At 72.1% G+C, this 18,150-nt stretch carries 15 protein-coding genes; 9 read left to right on the top strand and 6 right to left on the bottom strand.

What is annotated here, in order from left to right; genetic code table 11:
- Positions 1 to 143: 143 nt before the first annotated feature.
- From ACI3KX_RS09320 to ACI3KX_RS09295, 6 genes are all read left to right on the top strand, one after another.
- Entirely contained in the window at positions 144 to 983 is an 840-nt protein-coding gene (locus ACI3KX_RS09320; protein ID WP_404909504.1) for an FAD binding domain-containing protein, read from the top strand.
- Positions 980 to 3,766: a molybdopterin-dependent oxidoreductase gene (locus ACI3KX_RS09315; RefSeq protein WP_404909503.1), complete on the top strand. Its 2,787-nt coding sequence runs from the start codon at positions 980 to 982 to the stop codon at positions 3,764 to 3,766. The genes ACI3KX_RS09320 and ACI3KX_RS09315 overlap by 4 nt, the downstream gene beginning before the upstream one ends.
- A gap of 133 nt (positions 3,767 to 3,899) precedes the next feature.
- Positions 3,900 to 5,015: an ABC transporter substrate-binding protein gene (locus ACI3KX_RS09310; protein WP_404909502.1), complete on the top strand. Its 1,116-nt coding sequence runs from the start codon at positions 3,900 to 3,902 to the stop codon at positions 5,013 to 5,015.
- A 23-nt stretch (positions 5,016 to 5,038) separates the two neighbouring features.
- Positions 5,039 to 5,914, top strand: a complete 876-nt coding sequence (locus ACI3KX_RS09305) for an ABC transporter ATP-binding protein (protein WP_404909501.1) — start codon at positions 5,039 to 5,041, stop codon at positions 5,912 to 5,914.
- A complete protein-coding gene (locus ACI3KX_RS09300; protein ID WP_404909500.1) occupies positions 5,914 to 6,723 on the top strand; it encodes an ABC transporter permease in 810 nt (269 codons plus the stop codon). Before ACI3KX_RS09305 ends, ACI3KX_RS09300 begins: the two co-directional genes overlap by 1 nt.
- Complete coding sequence (locus ACI3KX_RS09295) at positions 6,720 to 7,607, top strand: ABC transporter permease (protein ID WP_404909499.1); 888 nt, start codon at positions 6,720 to 6,722, stop codon at positions 7,605 to 7,607. The genes ACI3KX_RS09300 and ACI3KX_RS09295 overlap by 4 nt, the downstream gene beginning before the upstream one ends.
- A 24-nt stretch (positions 7,608 to 7,631) precedes the next feature.
- Here ACI3KX_RS09295 and ACI3KX_RS09290 read toward each other — a convergent pair whose 3' ends face one another.
- The 6 genes from ACI3KX_RS09290 to ACI3KX_RS09265 form a co-directional block, all read right to left on the bottom strand.
- A complete protein-coding gene (locus tag ACI3KX_RS09290; protein WP_404909498.1) occupies positions 7,632 to 8,945 on the bottom strand; it encodes an allantoate amidohydrolase in 1,314 nt (437 codons plus the stop codon).
- On the bottom strand, positions 8,942 to 10,168 hold the full coding sequence (locus ACI3KX_RS09285; RefSeq protein WP_404909497.1) for a pyridoxal-phosphate-dependent aminotransferase family protein: 1,227 nt from the start codon (positions 10,166 to 10,168) through the stop codon (positions 8,942 to 8,944). Before ACI3KX_RS09285 ends, ACI3KX_RS09290 begins: the two co-directional genes overlap by 4 nt.
- Positions 10,165 to 11,793 (bottom strand): AtzH-like domain-containing protein, encoded by a 1,629-nt coding sequence (locus tag ACI3KX_RS09280; protein WP_404909496.1) that lies wholly within the window; start codon positions 11,791 to 11,793, stop codon positions 10,165 to 10,167. Before ACI3KX_RS09280 ends, ACI3KX_RS09285 begins: the two co-directional genes overlap by 4 nt.
- Positions 11,786 to 12,925, bottom strand: a complete 1,140-nt coding sequence (locus tag ACI3KX_RS09275; RefSeq protein ID WP_404909524.1) for an acetamidase/formamidase family protein — start codon at positions 12,923 to 12,925, stop codon at positions 11,786 to 11,788. Before ACI3KX_RS09275 ends, ACI3KX_RS09280 begins: the two co-directional genes overlap by 8 nt.
- Positions 12,926 to 12,966: 41 nt before the next feature.
- Positions 12,967 to 14,349, bottom strand: a complete 1,383-nt coding sequence (gene allB / locus ACI3KX_RS09270) for an allantoinase AllB (protein ID WP_404909495.1) — start codon at positions 14,347 to 14,349, stop codon at positions 12,967 to 12,969.
- A 153-nt stretch (positions 14,350 to 14,502) separates the two neighbouring features.
- The gene (locus ACI3KX_RS09265) at positions 14,503 to 15,132 is read right to left on the bottom strand and encodes a cupin domain-containing protein (RefSeq protein ID WP_363356285.1); all 630 of its coding nucleotides are present in this window, start codon (positions 15,130 to 15,132) and stop codon (positions 14,503 to 14,505) included.
- A 229-nt stretch (positions 15,133 to 15,361) separates the two neighbouring features.
- Between ACI3KX_RS09265 and ACI3KX_RS09260 the strand changes: the two genes are divergently transcribed.
- The 3 genes from ACI3KX_RS09260 (at position 15,362) to ACI3KX_RS09250 (ending at position 18,128) form a co-directional block, all read left to right on the top strand.
- Entirely contained in the window at positions 15,362 to 16,327 is a 966-nt protein-coding gene (locus ACI3KX_RS09260) for an ABC transporter substrate-binding protein (RefSeq protein WP_363356283.1), read from the top strand.
- A gap of 110 nt (positions 16,328 to 16,437) precedes the next feature.
- The gene (locus tag ACI3KX_RS09255) at positions 16,438 to 17,325 is read left to right on the top strand and encodes an ABC transporter permease (protein WP_363356281.1); all 888 of its coding nucleotides are present in this window, start codon (positions 16,438 to 16,440) and stop codon (positions 17,323 to 17,325) included.
- 11 nt (positions 17,326 to 17,336) lie between these two features.
- Positions 17,337 to 18,128 (top strand): ABC transporter ATP-binding protein, encoded by a 792-nt coding sequence (locus tag ACI3KX_RS09250; protein ID WP_363356279.1) that lies wholly within the window; start codon positions 17,337 to 17,339, stop codon positions 18,126 to 18,128.
- The last annotated feature ends 22 nt before the right edge of the window (positions 18,129 to 18,150 follow it).

The following is an 18,150-nucleotide window of genomic DNA, read 5'->3' as shown; positions in this document are numbered from 1 at the left end:
GACCCGGCGCCCGGGCGGCGACTGCCGCATGCCCGCAATCGAGCGAAACACCGTGGAAACCGCAGGTTGCTTGACTGGCGGACCAGCGGCCTCCGACGCGTCGAGTCGAGGGTGGCCGGCCGTCACAGCGGAAGGAGACGCGCGTGGACCTGACCTCGGTCACCTCGTACCGCCGGGCGCGTTCGCGCCGCGACCTGCGGCTGGCTCCGGGCGAGACGCTCCTCGCGGGCGGCACCTGGCTCATGAGCGAGCCGCAGCCGCACACGACGGGTTTCGTCGACCTCACGACCATGGGGTGGCCCGCACTCGAAGTCGCCGCGGACGGCCTCCGCATCGGCGCGACCTGCACGATCGCGCACCTCGTCGCATGGGCCGAGGGCCGCGGCGAGGTGAGCGTGCCGCACGCATGGGCCGCGGCATCCGTCATCCCCGACGCCGCGAAGGCGCTGCTCGCGTCGTTCAAGATCTGGAACACCGCGACCGTCGGCGGCAACGTGTGCCGGTCGTTCGCCGCGGGAGCGATGATCTCGCTCGCCGTCGCCCTCGACGGCACGGCCGAGGTCTGGCCGCCCGGCGGCGGCTCGCGCACGATCGCCGTGGCCGACCTCGTGACGGGCAACGGCGAGAACGCGCTCGCGCCGGGCGAGGTGCTGCGGGCGATCGACCTTCCCGCCCGCGCGCTGCGTTCGCGCGTGCTGCTGCGAAAGATCGCGCTCGCCGAGCACGGGCGCTCCGGCGCGGTCGTCACCGGCAGGATCGACGACGACGGCGGGTGCGTCTTCACCGTCACGGCGGCGACGGTGCGTCCGGCTGTCTTCCGCTTCGCCGAGGTTCCGGATGCCGCGGCCCTCGCTGCGGCCGTGCACGACACCCCCGGCTACTACTCCGATCCGCTCGGCTCGGCCGACTGGCGCCGCGGGGTGAGCGCCGTGCTGGCGCGGCGCATCCGGGACGAGCTGGTGCGACAGGAGCGGGCCGCATGAGATTCGAGGTCAACGGGGAGCCGCTCGAGGCGGAGCCGCGCGCCGGGCAGTGCCTGCGGACGCTGCTGCGCGAGAGCGGGCACCACGAGGTCAAGAAGGGCTGCGACGCCGGGGACTGCGGCGCGTGCAGCGTGATCCTCGACGGCGTCCCCGTGCACTCCTGCATCATCCCGGCGGTGCGGGTCGAAGGCGCCTCCGTCACGACGGCTGCCGCCCTCGCCGACGGCGACGACCTGCACCCGGTGCAGGAGTCGCTCGTCGAGCACTTCGGCTTCCAGTGCGGGTTCTGCACCCCGGGCGTGGCAGTGACCGCCTCGACACTCACCGCCGACGACCTCCCCGACCTCGACCGCCGGATGAAGGGCAACCTCTGCCGGTGCACCGGGTACCGGCCGATCCGCGACGCCATCGAGGCGTCGGTGCTCGGCCCCGTGCGCGAGACCGGCGGCGCGGCCGCCGAGCCGGTCGAAGGACGCGTCGGGCAGTCGGTGCGGCCGGAGCCGAGCCGCAGGATCGTGCAGGGGCTCGAGCCGTACACGTTCGACACCGACGTGTCGGACGCGCTCGTCCTGCGGGTCGTCGGATCGCCTCACGCCCACGCGCGCATCGTCGCGATCGACACCACGGCGGCGAGCGCGGTACCGGGCGTGATCGCGGTGTTCACGCACGAGAACGCCACCGCCCGCCGGTTCTCGACGGCGCGGCACGAGCACCGCGAGGACGACCCCGACGACACCCGCATCCTCGACGACGTCATGCGCTTCGTCGGACAGCGGGTCGCGGCGGTGGTCGCCGAGACGGCGGAGGCCGCCGACGCGGCCTGCCGCCTGGTCGCGGTCCAGTACGACCTGCTCGAAGCGGTCTTCGACCCCGAGGAAGCACGGCGTCCCGGCGCACCCGTGCTGCACCCCGACCGGACCGTCGAGGACCGCGTGGCCGAGGCATCCCGCAATGTGCTGGCGACGCTCCACGACGGCATCGGCGGCGACGTGGACACGGCCCTCGCGTCGAGCGCCGTGACGGTGTCGGGCACCTGGCGCACCAGCCGCGTGTCGCACGCGCAGCTCGAGACCCACGGCGCGATCGGCCGCATGGACGCGGAGGGCCGGCTGGTCATCCGATCCAGCACCCAGGTGCCGTTCCTCGTGCGCGACGAGCTGGCGCGCCTGTTCGAGCTGCCGCGCCAGCGCATCCGCGTGCACGCGGCGCGCGTGGGCGGCGGCTTCGGCGGCAAGCAGGAGATGTTCGCCGAAGACCTGGTCGCTCTCGCGGTGCTGCGCACCGGACGCCCGGTCGCGTACGAGTTCACCCGCGCCGACGAGTTCCGTCGCGCCTCGGTGCGGCATCCGTTCCGTGTCGCAGTGACGCTCGGGGCGACGGCGGAGGGCGTGCTCACGGCCATCAAGCTCGATGTGCTGAGCGACACCGGCGCGTACGGCAACCACGGCATCGGCGTGATGTTCCACGGCTGCGCCGAGTCGATCAACGTCTACCGCTGTCCCGTCAAGCGCGTCGACGCGGAGGTCGTCTACACGAACAACGTGCCGTCGGGCGCGTTCCGCGGGTACGGGCTCGGCCAGGTGATCCTCGGCGTGGAGTCAGCGCTCGACATGCTCGCCGAGCGACTCGGCATCGACCCGTTCGACCTCCGTCGCCGCAACGCCGTGCGCGAGGGCGATCCGCTGCTCACCGTGCACGACGAGCACGATGAAGACCTCGTGTGGGGCAGCTACGGACTCGACCAGTGCCTCGATCTCGCGCAGGATGCGCTCGGCCGCGGGAACGGCGTCGACGCGCCCGACGGCTGGCTCGTCGGGGAGGGCATGGCCCTGTCGTTCATCGCCGCCATGGCTCCCGGCGGCCACCACGCGCACACGTCGGCCACCCTGCGCACGGACGGCACGATCGCCCTCGCGGTCGGCACCGCCGAGTTCGGCAACGGCACCAGCACCGTGATGCGCCAGATCGGCGCGACCGTGCTCGAGGCCTCCGCCGAGCGCATCGTGCTGCGGGGCGCCGACACCGACCTCGTCCCGTACGACACCGGCGCGTTCGCGTCGGCCGGGGTGACGGGCGCGGGCAAGGCGCTCACGGCCGCATGCCGCCAGCTGAAGACGCGCATGCTCGACACCGCCCGCCGGGTCACCGGAGCGGATGCCGCACAGCTGGCTCCCGGCGGCGTGCAGGCGGGCGGCCGCCTCGTGCCGTACGCCGATCTCGTGCGCGCCGCCGCGCCCGCGCACCGCACCGTCGACGGCATCGTCGGCACCGGCAGCGAGCACGGTGACGAGCGCAGCCTGTCGTTCAACGTGCACGCCGTGCGTGTGGCCGTCGACCCCGAGACCGGCACCGTGCGGGTGCTGCAGTCGGTCCAGTCGGCCGATGCGGGATTCGTGATGAACCCCGCGCAGTGCCGCGGCCAGATCGAGGGCGGCGCGGCGCAGGGGCTCGGCAGCGCACTCTACGAGGAGGTCCTGGTCGATGAGACCGGGGCGGTCGCCAATCCCGCGTTCCGGCTCTACCGCGTCCCGCAGTTCGCCGACGTCCCGATCACAGAGGTGCTGCTCGCCGACACCCACGACTCCGTCGGGCCCTTCGGCGCGAAGTCGATGAGCGAGTCGCCGTACAACCCCGTCGCGGCTGCGGTCGGCAACGCGATCGCCCGCGCGGTGGGCGGTCGTCCGTACCACCAGCCGTTCACCCGTGAGCGGGTGTGGCGCCTGCTGCAGGAGCGCGGAGCGCAAGCCGCACCCGTGGCGGCAGCGGCATCCGCGCTGCCCTGATCCACCGCCGCACAGCCGCCGTCGCGCGTCCCGACGCCTCGTCACAACCCGGAAACACCAGGGGGCACGAGGCGAAACGTGCACCCCATAGCGTCGCTCAGATCACACTGCATCAGAAGGGGAGCCACACCCGATGGCACGACACAGCAACCTGAGCCGGCCGCGCCGGCTCGCGGCCGCCGCGGCCGCATTCGTCGGAGCCGCCCTCGTCCTCGCCGGCTGCGCATCGGGCGGTTCCACGCCCGCCGCGGGCGGCGGCGAAGAGGCGGCGTCGTACGGCGAGATCAGCGTCCAGTACTCGTGGATCAAGAACGAGGAGTTCGCGGGCGAGTTCTACGCCTACGAGAACGGCTACTACGACGAGGCCGGCTTCGACGACGTGATCGGCATCTCCGGTCCCGACACGGGCGTGGCCAAGCTGCTGTCCGGAACGGTGCAGGTCGCCCTCAGCGACGCGGCTTCGATCGGCGCCGCGATCGCCGAGGAGGAGGCGCCCCTCAAGATCATCGGCGCGACGTTCCAGAAGAACCCGTTCACGATCCTCTCGCTCGCCGACGGCGGGAACATCACGACGCCCGAAGACCTCGTGGGGAAGACCATCGGCGTCCAGGACTCGAACGCCTCGGTGTTCGCCGCCCTCCTCAACGCCAACGGCATCGACCCGGCCGACGTCACGGTGGTGCCGGTCGACTTCGACCCGACGCCGCTGATGAACGGCGAGGTGGACGGCTTCATGGCGTACCTGACCAACGAGGCCCTCACGGTCGAGCTCGCCGGCTACGAGATCACGAACCTCTCGTACGCCGACAACGGCGTGCCGTACGTCGCCGAGACCTTCAGCGTCACCGACCAGTACCTCGCCGAGAACAAGGAGCTGCTCAAGGCGTTCCTCATCGCCGAGATCAAGGGCTGGACCGACGTGTTCACGGAGTCGACCGACGACACCGTCTCGCTCATCGAGACGTACTACAACCAGGCGGCCTCCGAGTCGGAGGACGGCCTCGAGGCCGTGTTCGGAGCCCTCGACCCGGTCAAGACCGGCAAGGGCCTCGAAGCCGAGAAGCTGCTCATCTCGACCGAGGAGACCGAGGCCAACGGCCTGTTCACGATCTCGGACGACCTGAAGGAGCAGACCGTCGCCTCGCTCGCTGCGGCCGGCTGGGACGTGTCGGTGGACGACCTCTTCGACACGACGATCATCGACGAGATCTACGAAGAGAATCCCGAGCTCAAGGACTACCTGCCGTAGTCCTCCTCTGATCAGAGAGCATCATGACCGACACGCACCTGAACGGCACCCGCACGACGGATGCCGCGGTCACCGCACCGCCGGCGGGGCAGACCCCGCCGGCGGTGCCGGCCTCGGGCTCCGGCATCCGCATCGACGGACTCAGCAAGACGTTCCAGACGGGTCGCGGAAAGACCGTGACCGCCCTGCAGGACACCCACCTGCACACCGACAAGGGCTCGTTCCTGGCTCTGCTCGGTCCCTCGGGCTGCGGGAAGTCGACGATCCTGCGCATCCTCGCCGACCTCGAGACACCGACCGGCGGCGAGGTCTTCGTCGACGGCAAGACTCCGGCCCAGCTGCGTCGCGACAGCGAGCTCGGCATCGCGTTCCAGGACCACGCGCTGCTGCCGTGGCGGTCGGTCTCGGCGAACATCAGACTGGTCTTCGAGATCGCCGGCCGCCGCGTCGACAAGGCGTACATCGACGAGCTCATCGCCCTGGTGGGCCTGACCGGCTTCGAGAAGGCCAAGCCCGCGCAGCTGTCGGGCGGCATGCGACAGCGCGTGTCGATCGCCCGGGCGCTCGCCCTGAAGCCCTCCGTGCTCCTCCTCGACGAGCCGTTCGGCGCGCTCGACGACATGACCCGTCAGAACCTCAACCTCGAGCTGCTGCGCATCTGGACCGAGAAGCCCGCGACGACGCTGCTGGTGACCCACGGCATCGCGGAGGCGATCTTCCTCTCCGACCGCGTGGCGGTGATGTCGCCGCGACCCGGCCGCATCAAGGAGATCATCGACGTCGACCTGCCGCATCCTCGCACGCCCGACATGCAGCGCTCCCCCGAGTTCCACGAGCTCGTCGACCGCGCCTCCGAGCTGCTCTTCGGCGCCGACGGCCGCGCCGCCGCGGAGTCCTGATGCGCGGGCGCGGCATCCCCGGGTGGCTCGCGGGCGTCATCGGCGCCGTGGCGCTGATCGCGGCGTGGTGGCTGTTCTCCGTGACGATCTTCCAGCCGCCGCCGGGGACGACGTTCACTCCCGTGCCGCCGCCGTTCGTCGTGTTCCAGACGATCTGGCAGGACGGTCTCGCCGCGTACTGGAGCGTCTTCCAGGTGACGGTGACCGAGGCCCTCATCGGGTACGCGTGGGGCAACGCCCTCGCACTGCTGCTCGCGGCGACGGTGCTGCTGGCCCCCCGCATCGAGACCGTCGTCGTGCAGATCGCGGTCGTGAGCTACTGCCTGCCCGTCGTCGCCGTCGGCGGCATCGCCATCGTGGTGCTGGGCGGCGCGAAGCGCGCCGGAGACCCGAGCGCGACCGCGATCTTCCTCGCGGCGCTCGCGGTGTTCTTCACCACCGTCGTGGGGGCGCTGCTCGGGTTCCGCTCCTCCGATCGCGCCAGCCTCGACGTCGTGCGCGTCTACGGCGGATCGCGGTTCACGCAGCTGCGCAAGGTGCGGCTCATCGCGGCGCTGCCCGCCATCCTCAACGCCCTGCAGATCGCGGTTCCGTCCGCCTTCCTCGGAGCGATCCTCGGCGAGTACATGGGGGGCACCGACCGCGGCGTCGGCATCACGCTCATCCGGCTGCAGGGCGACCTCGACTCGGCACGCGTGTGGGCGGTGTTCCTGCTGTCGGCGATCGTCGCGCTCATCGGCTACGCGCTCGTCGGGCTGATCTCGCGCGCGGTCACGCCATGGGTGTCCGGAAGGGCGGTGGCGGCATGAGCACCACGACAGACACGTCCGCACCTGGCGACGCCATGACGTCCGCCGCCCCGCCCGCCCCACCGGGTGCGGCCGCCGCGCGGGCGGGCGCGATCTCGCGCACCATCGGCAGGTCGCTGCTCAACGCCCTGCTGACCTTCGTCATCGTGCTCGCGCTGTGGTGGGCTGTCGTGAATCTCACGGGCATCTCGCCCTACGTCGCGAAGGGCCCCGCCGACGTCTGGGAGTTCTTCTTCACCTCGGAGGAGGCGGCTCAGAACCGCGCCGAGATGATGCCGCTCCTCGCGCAGACACTCTCCGACGCGGCCCTCGGGTTCGTCGTCGGCATGGTGGTCGCCCTGGTCCTCGCGCTCGCGTTCTCGCTGTCGCGCTCCGTGGAGATGGGCGTCATGCCGCTCGCGCTGCTCCTGCGGTCGGTGCCGCTCGTCGCGATCGCCCCCGTGATCATCCTCATCACGGGACGCGGGACCGCGGCATCCGTCGCCGTCATCGGCTCGATCGTGGTGCTCTTCCCGGCCCTCGCGTCGATGATGTTCGGGCTGAGCCGGGCCTCGAAGGAGAGCCTCGACGTGGTTCACGTCTACGGCGGCGGCCGGGCGACCCAGCTGCGCAAAGTCAACGTGCCCGGAGCCCTCCCCTCGCTCTTCGCCGCGGCGCGCGTCTCGGTGCCGGGCGCCGTCACCGGTGCGCTCCTCGCGGAGTGGCTGTCGACCGGTCAGGGCATCGGCGGCATGATCCAGAAGTTCAGCGCGTCCGCCCGCTTCGACGAGCTGTGGGCGTCGGTCGCGCTCATCACGATCATCACGCTGCTGCTCTACAACGTCGTGCAGGTGATCGAGAACATCGTGCTCGCACGCATGGGCATGACGACCTCGAGTCGCTGAGGACGCCGGAGCACGTCCGTCGAGTCAGCGGTCGGCGGCGAGCTGCAGCACCGCCTCGGCGAGCGCCTGGATGCCGCGCGCGACGTCACCGGCCGACACCGACTCGTCGGGGTGATGGCTGATGCCGTCAGGGTTGCGCAGGAACAGCATGCCCACCCCGGTGATCGCGCCGATCGCCATGGCGTCGTGACCGGCGCGACTGAAGATCACGGCGGGGTCGTCCGCATCCGCCGGCAGCGTCGACGCGATGCCTTCGCGCACCACGTCCTGCAGGAGCGGATCGCAGAAGACAGCAGGCGCCGAGTGCACTTCCCGCGCCGTCCACCGCAGACCACGCCGGCCCATGATCGCGTCCAGCTCCCTCTCGATCTCGAGCCACACGCGGTCCCGCGACCCGTCGAACTCGCCGCGCAGGTCGAGGGACAGGTGCGCCTCGCCCGGCACCACGTTCACGGCCCCCGGATACGCCTCGAACTGCCCGACGGTGCCGATGATGTGATGCTCGGCGCGGCAGATCCGCTCGACGGCGAGCGCCGCCTCGGATGCTCCGAGCAGCGCGTCGCGGCGCATGTCGTACGGCGTGCCGCCGGCGTGCCGGGACTCGCCCTCGACCACGAGCTGGAAGCGTCGCGCAGAGGCGATCGACGACACCACCGCCAGCGACTCGCCCCGTCGGTCGAGCTCGGGGCCCTGCTCGATGTGCGCCTCGAGATACCCCACCAGCTCGGCGGGGTGCCGGGCGGCCTCGCCGACGCGTCCGGGGTCGAGCCCGAACTCCAGGAACGCCTCCCGCAGCGTCGTGCCGTCGGCATCCGTCAAGTTCCACCAGTCGGGGTCCCAGCGCCCGGCGACGGCGGACGAGCCCAGCAGCGCCTTGCCGAAGCGCGTGCCCTCCTCGTCCGAGAACGCGACGACCTCCAGCGCGAAGGGGAGCGCGATCCCGGATGCCGTGCCCTCGGTGTGCGGCGCGCGGAGCAGGCGCACCACCTCGAGGGCCATCAGCACGCCGGCGATCCCGTCGAACCGGCCGGCGTCGGGCACGGTGTCGAGGTGCGAGCCGAGCATGAGCGCCGGCGCGTCGGGATCGGGCCCGGTCGCCCGCAGCGGGTCGATGCGCCCCACCTGGTTGCCGGCGGCGTCCTGCCGGGTCGTCAGGCCGGCCTCGCGCATCCACTCCGCGGCGAGGCGGTTCACGCGGGCGTGCTCGGGCGAGAGGTAGACGCGCTCGATCGCCCCCGTGGTGGCCGACACCCGTGCGAGCTCGTCGCACCGCGCCATCACCCGGCGGGTGGCAGCCGCGATGCGATCGCGCTCGATTCCGGCGAGGCGAGCGGTCATGCCCGTGCTGCTCGGTGGACGTCGGCCGCGGCATCCGTCCCGCCGCCCGTGGGCACCGCCGCGCCGAACCGGCGCAGCACCGCCTCGAGCGCGGCGAGGGTGGTGAGCACGGCGTCCTCGCGGGCGTTGTAGCCCATCGTGCCGATGCGCCACACCCGGCCGTGGAGCGGACCGAACGACGTGCCGATCTCGATGCCGAAGTCCTGCAGCAGCGCGGACCGCGCGGCGTCGCCCGGCACGCCGGCCGGGATCTCGACCGCCACCACGTTGTTCATCTTGTGCGCGACGTCGCCGAACACCGCGAGGCCGAGCCCCTGCACGCCGGCCAGCATCGCCGCCCCCGCGACACGGTGCCGCTCGATGACGGCGTCGCGCCCCTCGAGCAGCAGCACCCGGGCGCATTCGCGCGCGGCGTAGAGCATGGAGGTCGCCTCGGTGTGGTGGTTGAGGCGCCGCGGTCCCCAGTAGTCGAGGATCATGCCGAGGTCGAAGTAGTTCGAGCGCACGAAATCGGCGGCATCGGGGTCGCCCTCCTCCCGGATCCCGGCCTCGACGCGCCCGCGGGAGCGGATCACCTCGACCGCGCGCTCCGACAGCGTGATCGGCGCCGAGCCCGACGGGCCGCCCAGGCACTTCTGCAGACCGGCGGTCGCGGCATCCAGCCCCCACTCGTCCGTCTCGAAGGCGTTGCCGCCGAGCGAAGCCGTCGCGTCGCTGTAGAACAGCACCCCGTAGCGTGCGCAGATCGCGCCGATCTCGTCGAGCGGCTGGTTCATCGTCGTCGACGTGTCGCCCTGCACGAGGGCGAGGAGCGCCGGCTTGACGCGCACGATCGCCTCTTCGATGACGGATGCCGGGAACACCTGCCCCCACGCCGTCTCGATCGTGTGCACCTCGGCCATCGCCCGCTCGGCGATCTCAGCCAGCAGGTGCCCGAACCTGCCGAACACCGGCACGAGCACGCGGTCGCCCGGTCGCACGAGCGACACGATCGCGGCCTCGATGCCGGCGCGGCTCGTGCCGTCGACCAGGAGCGTCGCCTCGTTGCGCGTGCCCCACACGCCGCGGTACAGCTCCTGCGTCTCGGTCATCGTCGCCGTCATGAACGGGTCGTACTGCCCGACGAGCGGCGCCGACATGGCGCGCAGCACGCTCGGGTACGCCGAGATGGGTCCGGGGCCCATCAGCAGGCGCGGGGGCGGGTCGATCGGACCGGGGATCATGGTGTCGCTCCAGGGTGGGAGACGGTCGCGGCGAGGCGACGGGCGAGGCGCACGAGCGCGATGTCGGTGCCCTCACGCGAGACGAGGCTGACCCCGACGGGCGCGGGGCCGAGGGGCGAGGGCACCGTGAGCAGGGGCACCGACACGGCGGGAAGGCCTCCGACCGCCGCGGGCGTGGTCATCCGCAGCGTGGCGACGCGCACGCGGTCGACCTCGGCGCCGCTTCGTCCCCGCGCGGGCGCCGGCCCCGGCACCGTGGGCAGGATCAGGACCGCGCCGCGCACCAGTTCGCGCATGCGCTCGTGGAGCGGCTCGAGTCGTCGGCGGGCGGATGCCTCGTCCTCGGCGGTGACCGCGGCAGCGACGCGCAGGCGCTCGGCGACGGCCGGGCCCACCGCTGCGGGATGCTCACGCAGCCAGGGACCGTTGTTGCGCCAGGCCTCGGCGGCCTGGACGGTGCGGAACGGCTCGAGGTACTCGTCGAGATCGCCGATCGGCGTGCGCCAGAGCACCGGCGGCTCGGACGACGCGGCGAGCCGCACGAGCAGTGCGTCGAAGGCGGCGCCCGTGGCGGGATCGACCGCGGCGAGCGCCTCGTCGGGCACGGCGAAGCGCCACGGCAGGTCGGAATCCGAGGCTCCGAAGACGCTCTCGGTCGACTCCGACCCGTCGAAGCTCAGGCACCAGTCGACGACGCGCTGGAGGGTGTCGCCGTCACGTGTGAGCCAGCCGACGGTGTCGAACGACTGCGCGAGCGGCAGCAGTCCCTGGCGTGGGACGAGGCCGTGCGTGGTGCGCAGCCCCCACAGCCCCTGGTACGAGGCGGGTACCCGCACCGAACCGGCGGTGTCGGTCGCCAGGCCGATGTCGGCCTGGCCGGTCGCGACGGCGGTCGCGGGCCCGCTCGACGAGCCGCCGGGCAGGGCGCCCGGGACGGCGGCGTTGGCCGGCGTGCCGTAGTGGACGTTGTCGCCGGCGATCGAGTAGGCGAACTCGTCGGTGCGCGCGATGCCGCGAAGGGATGCCCCGCCCCGGAGCAGGTCGCTCACGGCAGGCGCGGTCGTGGTCTCGACGCGCGCGGAGTCGAGGAACGTCGGATTGCCCGCCCCGATGCGATAGCCCTTGATCGCGAACAGGTCCTTGACCGCCGCCGTGAGGCCGGCGAGCGGGCCCTCCCACGCGCCCTGCCACAGCGGATCGCCGACCGTGCGCCACACCGCCCGGTCCAGCGGCTGCGCGCGCGGACTGACGTGCGCGGCGCTGATGCGCCACTCGCCGTCGATGCGCTGCCACAGCTGCGTCTGCAGCCCCGTGCCCCCGCCGGCGTAGCGCGACACCGAGACCAGGAGCGCAGCATCCGTCCCCAGCGCCCGATGCTCGATGCGCTCGATCGTGCGCGGCGCGACACCGCCCCGCGTGCCGCGGAACGCCGAGATCGCGTCGTGCCCGACGAGCAGACCCGCCGCGTCGCCGCGCAGGGTGTCCGGGCCCGGAGCGAACGTCTCGTCGAGCACAGCGACGTCGTCGGCGACGATCGCCGCCTCGTACCGCTCGAACGCCGCGCGCAGATCGAGCGGCACCGCCTCCGCTCCGGGGATCACGGCGGGTCGCGCCGGCTCAGTCATGAGGAACCGCCTCGGTGCCGGGATCCGCGGCCGGCGGCCGGACGGCGATCGCGGCGAAGTCCGCCTCGCGGATCCGCGCGTGCACCCCGCACACGATGTCGACGACCTGCGAGATGTCGAAGTCGGTCGCCGCCGACAGGTACGCGTAGGCCAGGTGCTCGTCCATGCCGTACCGCGCGTGCAGCAGCGACAGCGCGGCGCGCACGCAGTTGCGCATCGCGACGCCGAGGTCGCGGTCCATGCCGGTGGGCACCAGGTACTCCTCGGTCCGAACGAGCGGACCGGCGACCTCGCCGAACGCGGCGAGCGCCTCGGCGCGCGGCACCACGTCGAAGCGCATCGTGGCCCGCAGCGACGCCTCGAGCGCGGTGAGCGCGACCTCTCCGTCCCCCTGGGCGAAGTGGGGGTCGCCGACGTAGGCGAGCGCCCCCTCCACCTGCACCGGCAGGTAGAGCACCGCGCCCTCGACGAGCAGCTTGATGTCGATGTTGCCGCCGTGGGTGCCGGGCGGCACCGAATGGGGCCGCTCGTCGGCGTCGACCGCGACGCCCATCGTGCCGAGGAACGGCGCGAGGGGGAACTCGACGACGCGCTCTCCGCCCTCGACCACGGGCAGCACGCCCACCCATCGGCCGCCGCGCCGTTCGATCGGGGTGAACACGCTCACGCTGTGCTCGCCGCGCGGCAGTTCGCCCGGCAGAGCGCCCTTGCCGTGACGGTTCGAGATGACGCCGTACGGCACGCGCGGATCGAGGCGCTCGACCGTGATCTTGAGCAGGTCGCCCGGCAGTGCGCCCTCGATGCGGATGGGCCCGGTGGCGACGTGCGGTCCGTCGGCGAGCGGGTCGCGGGCCAGCGCTCCCGCGATCTCGATGGCGTCTTCCAGAACGGATCCCTCGGCCACCCCGTGCGACGCGAAGAACGCCGCAGGGTCCTTGCCCTGGTCCTCGAGGATCCCCTCGTGGCTCACGGTGTCGACCGTCACGGTGTCTCCCGGCGCGATCGTGAGGACGGCGGCATCCGTGCGGCACGGAAGCCGGCCCCACATCACCGTCGCCGGCGTCGACCGGAGGTAGTGGTCGCCGGGGATGTCGCCGGTGTCCGGCTGGAGCGTCGGGAGCTCGTCGTGGATGCGCCCCGCGAATCCCCTGCCGGGCGCTTCGTCGCGGCGGTTCACGCGCGCACCCCCTCGCGCGCCGACAGGAGCCGGCCCGATGGCGCCCCGCGGAAGTGCGGCGCCTCGCCCGCCCCACCCTCGGTCACGTCGTAGACCGTGGTGCCGTGCAGCCAGGTGCGGCGGACGCGACCGGTGAGCCGGCGCCGGTCGTACGCGGTGATCGGGTTCCTGTGCAGCAGCTCCTCGGCGCGGATCTCGAGGGGGTCGTCGACGCCGAACACCGTGAGGTGCGCGACCGCGCCCACCTCGATGACGCCGGCGCCGACGAGCCCGGCCACGCGCGCCGGACCGGTCGTGTACAGCGGCAGGATCGCCTCGAGCGGGATGCCGCGACCTCGCGCCTCGGTCCACACCGCCGACAGTCCCACCTGCAGTCCCGCGATGCCGCCCCAGGCGAGGCCGAAGTCGCCGCCGCCCGAGCGCTTGAGATCGACGGTGGACGGCGAGTGGTCGCTCACGATCGCGTCGATGGTGCCGTCGACGATCCCCTGCCACAGCAGGTCGCGGTTGGCGGCCTCGCGGATGGGCGGGCAGCACTTGAACTCCGACGCGCCGTCGGGGATCTCCTCGGCGGCGATCGTCAGGTAGTGCGGGCACGTCTCGACGGTGAGCGCGACGCCCTCGGCCTTGGCGGCCCTGATCGCGGGGAGCGAGTGCCCGTCGCTGAGGTGCAGGATGTGCGCGCGGGCGCCCGTGCGCCGGGCCTCTGCGATGACGGCCCCGATGGCCGATGCCTCGCTCGCGGCCGGCCTGCTCGCGAGGAACGCGTCGTAGCCACGGCCGAGCGCCCCGGCGTCATGCAGCAGGGCCGGATCCTCGGCGTGCACGATGAGCCGCGACCCGATCGCCGCGATCTCCTCCATCGCGGCCGCGAGCTGGACGCGGTCGAGGTGGCCGAACTCGTCGACTCCGGATGGCGACAGGAAGCACTTGAAGCCGTGCACGCCGGCGTCGTGCAGCGCGTCGAGCGTGCCGAGGTTCTCGGGCACCGCGCCGCCCCAGAAGCCGACGTCGACGAAGGCCGACGGCGCGGCCGCGGCCCTCTTCACCGCCAGCGCGGCGGTGGTGGTCGTGGCCGGGATGGAGTTCAGCGGCATGTCGACGATGGTCGTGACGCCGCCCGCGGCCGCGGCGAGGGTCGCCGAGCGGAAGCCCTCCCACTCGGTGCGCCCCGGCTCGTTCACGTGCACGTGGGAGTCGACCAGGCCGGGCAGCAGCACGGCGTCGTCGGGTACGAGGGAGGCGTTCGCGCCGGCCACACGCGCGCGGACGTCGAGCACGTCGGCGATGCGGCCGCCCTCGACCACGATCGCCGCCGGTCGGAACGAGCCCTCGATCAGGGCGCGTCCCGCTCGGATCACGAGGCGGTCGGGCGTCATCGCGTGCCGGTCGTCCCGCGAGGCGAGCAGGCAGGAGCGGTCATGACGGTCTCCAGACGATGTCGGTGAAAGTGGATGCCGGTGCTTCGGCCGGCGCGTGGTGTGAAGCTATCGCTTAACCTCTCGCACTCGGGTTTCCCGTGTGTAACACCGCTATGACGCACCGGCATCGTGCGCCGTCACGTCGGTGAGCGTGAGCCAGATGGCGACCGCGGGCTCCGCGGTGTCGTTCACGACCCGATGCGGACGCGACGCCGAGAAGGAGAGCGATCCTCCCGGTCCCAGCCGCACGGAGCCGTCGCCGAACTCGAACGTCAGCTCGCCGCTGACGACCCGGCCGCTCTCGTAGCCCGCGTGCACGAGCATGGCCCCGTCCACGCTGGAGGCCGAACCCGGCGGATACGTGGACTCGAACCAGTCCACGCCCGGCAGCTGCGCCGGGGAGAGCCGGCGGTAGGTGACGCCCTGGTCGAGCTGCGCGGGATGGGTGTCGCCGGCGTGCGCGACGAGCACCCCCGGGAGCGCCTCCGTCACGTCGGGGTGATCGGCGTCGACGCGCGGTGCGAAGACGCCGGTGTCGTCGAAGATCGCCGATACCGGCACGCCGAGCACCCCCACGAGCTCGATCAGCCGGTTGACGGAGGGCTGCATCGCGCCCGTCTCGATCTGCGAGAGCGCGCTCGACGAGATCCCGAGCTCGTGCGCGACGGACGACAGCGACCTCCCGGTGGCGGCGCGGAGCGTCCGCAGCCGCGGGCCTATCTGCGCGGGCACCTCACCCATCGACGCCTCCTCACTCGACTGTGCGCCACATCGTATGCCGCGCGGCCGCCTGCGGAGATGCCCGGTCGAGCTCCGGGGACGATCGTTCCGCCCGTTAAGCGATGACTTAACGCACTCGTTACACGGACTTCACACCGCGAGTGAACGGGCGTCCTTGAATGAGGCCAGTCCCACACAGCATCCCCACCCGCTCCGCGCTGCCGCCGGAGCCGATCCAGGAGTCCCGCCCATGCGCCCTCTGTCTCATCGCCTCACCGCCGTCGCCGCCCTCGCGACCGCCGCCGCGCTCGCGCTCGCGGGCTGCAGCGGCTCCCCCTCCGCCGCGAGCGACGATTCGTCGGGCGACGAGACCGTCACGGTCAAGATCGGCACGCTCCGCGGCCAGCCGCACTTCTACCAGCCCTTCCTCTACAACGACTACGCGGTCGACGGCGTCGAGTTCGAGGTCGTCACACTCGACACGACGCCGGCGCTGTCGGACGCCCTGGTCTCGGGGTCGATCGACTTCGCCATCTCGGGCGTCACCCCCACGATCGCCTCGATCTCGCAGGATCGCGACCTCACGGTCGTCGCCAGCGCCGCGGACGGCGGCTCGGGCTTCATCGGCAACGGCGAGTCGTCGCTCGAGGAGCTCGTGGGCGAGAAGATCGGCATCGTCCAGGGCTCGGCGCAGGAGGTCGCGCTGCGGCTGCTGATCGAGGATGCCGGCCTCACCCCCGAGGACTTCGCCCTCACCGTGATCCCCGTGCCCGAGATGGCTGCGGCATTCGGCGCCGGTGACATCGCCGCCTTCATGGGCGTCGAGATCGGCGTGTCGATCGCGAAGGCGAACGGCGGCACCGAGGTTGTCGATCCCTACTCGACCGAGATCGGCAAGGTCAACATCGGCCTGATCACCACCGGCGCATTGATCGAGGAGAACCCCGAGCTCGTGCAGAAGGTCGTCGACACCCACGCCGCCACGACCGCGTACATGGCCGACAACATCGACGAGTGGCTCCCCGGCATGGTCGAGGAGTTCGGCGGCGACGAGGATGTCTTCACCTCGGCCCTCGAGAACTTCTGGCTGCGCTCCGATCTGTCGGACGAGTACGTCGGCCAGCTCGAGGCGCTCGCGACCGCGATGGCCGACATCGGCCTCATCACGGACGCGCCCACGGCCGGCGACATCGTCGACACGACGTTCGCCCCGTGACGCGGGGTGGTGGCGGCGAGCCCCCCGCGCCGCCACCACCTTCGCTTCGCACCCCTCGCCGCCTCACCGCCCCGCCGCCCCATCCGGCATCCGTTCGAAAGGAGGTCATCGTGACCCAGGCCACCGTGACCGACCTCGCCCCCGACGCCTCGGCAGCAGCACCGCCGCGCCGTCGGCCGCGCCCCCTGGCCCGGCATTCCGCGCTGAACCGCGTGCTGCTCGGCAGCATCGTGCCGATCCTGTTCCTCGTCGTCTGGCAGGTCGGCCGCGAGCAGGCGTGGGAGATCCCCATCGTCGGCATCCGGATGGGGTACCTGCCCTCCCCGGCCGACGTCGTCGCATCCCTCTGGGACTACGCGTTCGGCGGCATCCATGACGATGCCTTCTCGGGCGATCTGTGGATCAACCTCGGCACGTCCTCGCTCCGCGTGCTCGTCGGATTCGTCATCGCATCGGCGATCGCCGTGCCCCTCGGCATCCTGATGGGCCGCTACTACACGATGGACGCGCTCTTCGACCCGTTCATCAACCTCTTCCGCCCCATTCCCGCGACCGCCTGGGTGCCGCTCGTCGGCCTCCTGATCGGCTGGGGCGACCAGGCCACGATCTTCCTCATCGCGCTGTCGGCGTTCTTCCCGATCGTCCTGGGCGCGATCAGCGGCTCGAAAGAGGTTCCGCCGCGCCTCATCGAAGCCGGACGGATGCTGGGCGCCCGGCGCTGGGAGGTCCTCGCCCAGGTCGTCGTCCCGGCCTCCGCGCCGGCCGTCGTCAACGGCATGCGCGTGGGACTGGGGATCTCGTGGGTCGTGCTCGTGCTCGGCGAGGGCGTCGGCGTGAATGTCGGCCTCGGCGCGAACATCATCCTCGCCCGCGACGTGGTGCGCACCGACATGGTCGTGGTCGGCATGATGGTCGTCGGCGTCGCCGGGTTCCTCTCCGACCGCATCCTGATGGGCGCCTTCCAGCTGTTCACCCGCGGCCGCCCGCTGATCAAGTGACAGGACCTGCCATGAGCGACATCACCACCACCGCCGACGTCGACATCAGCGGGCTCTCCAAGCGCTACGGCCCGGAGGGCGCGGGCGTGCAGGCCGTCGCCGACGTCGACCTGCACATCGCCTCCGGCGAGTTCGTCGCGATCGTCGGCGCCTCGGGCTGCGGCAAGAGCACCGTGCTGCGCATCCTCGCCGGCTTCGAGCCCGCGACCGGCGGTACGGTGACCGTCGGCGGCGCGCCGATCACCGCCCCCGGCCCCGAGCGGGGCGTCGTGTTCCAGGACTACGGGCTGTTCCCCTGGCTCACGGTCCACGAGAACGTGGCGTACGGTCCGCGCCGGCGCCGCGTCCCCCGGGCACGGGTGCGAGAGCTCACCGAGCGCTTCATCCGCACCGTCGGCCTCACCCGCTTCGCCGACAAGTACCCCGGCCAGCTCTCCGGCGGCATGCAGCAGCGCGTCGCGATCGCCCGCGTGCTCGCGAACGAGCCCACCGTGCTGCTGATGGACGAGCCGTTCGGCGCCCTCGACGCGCTCACCCGGTCGGATCTGCAGACCGAGCTGAAGCGCATCCACGTCGAGACGAAGACCACGGTGGTGTTCGTCACGCACTCCATCGAGGAGGCAGTGTTCCTGGCGGACCGCGTCGTGGTGATGACCGGCGGCGCCTCGCACGGCGTGCCCGGTCACATCAGCCGCGTCGTCGGCATCGACCTGCCCGCCGAGCGCGACATCACGAGCCCGGACTTCAACGAGTACAAGCGCGAGATCTCCGACCTCGTGCACGCGGTCGTGGACCATGTGTGAGCGGGCGCAGCTGCGTCGGCTG

The sequence above is a fragment of the Microbacterium sp. ZW CA_36 genome, assembly GCF_044987475.1.
In the GTDB taxonomy this organism is placed as follows: Bacteria; Actinomycetota; Actinomycetes; order Actinomycetales; family Microbacteriaceae; genus Microbacterium.
Note: the sequence above shows the minus strand (reverse complement) of the source record. Positions and strands in the feature narration are given on the sequence as shown.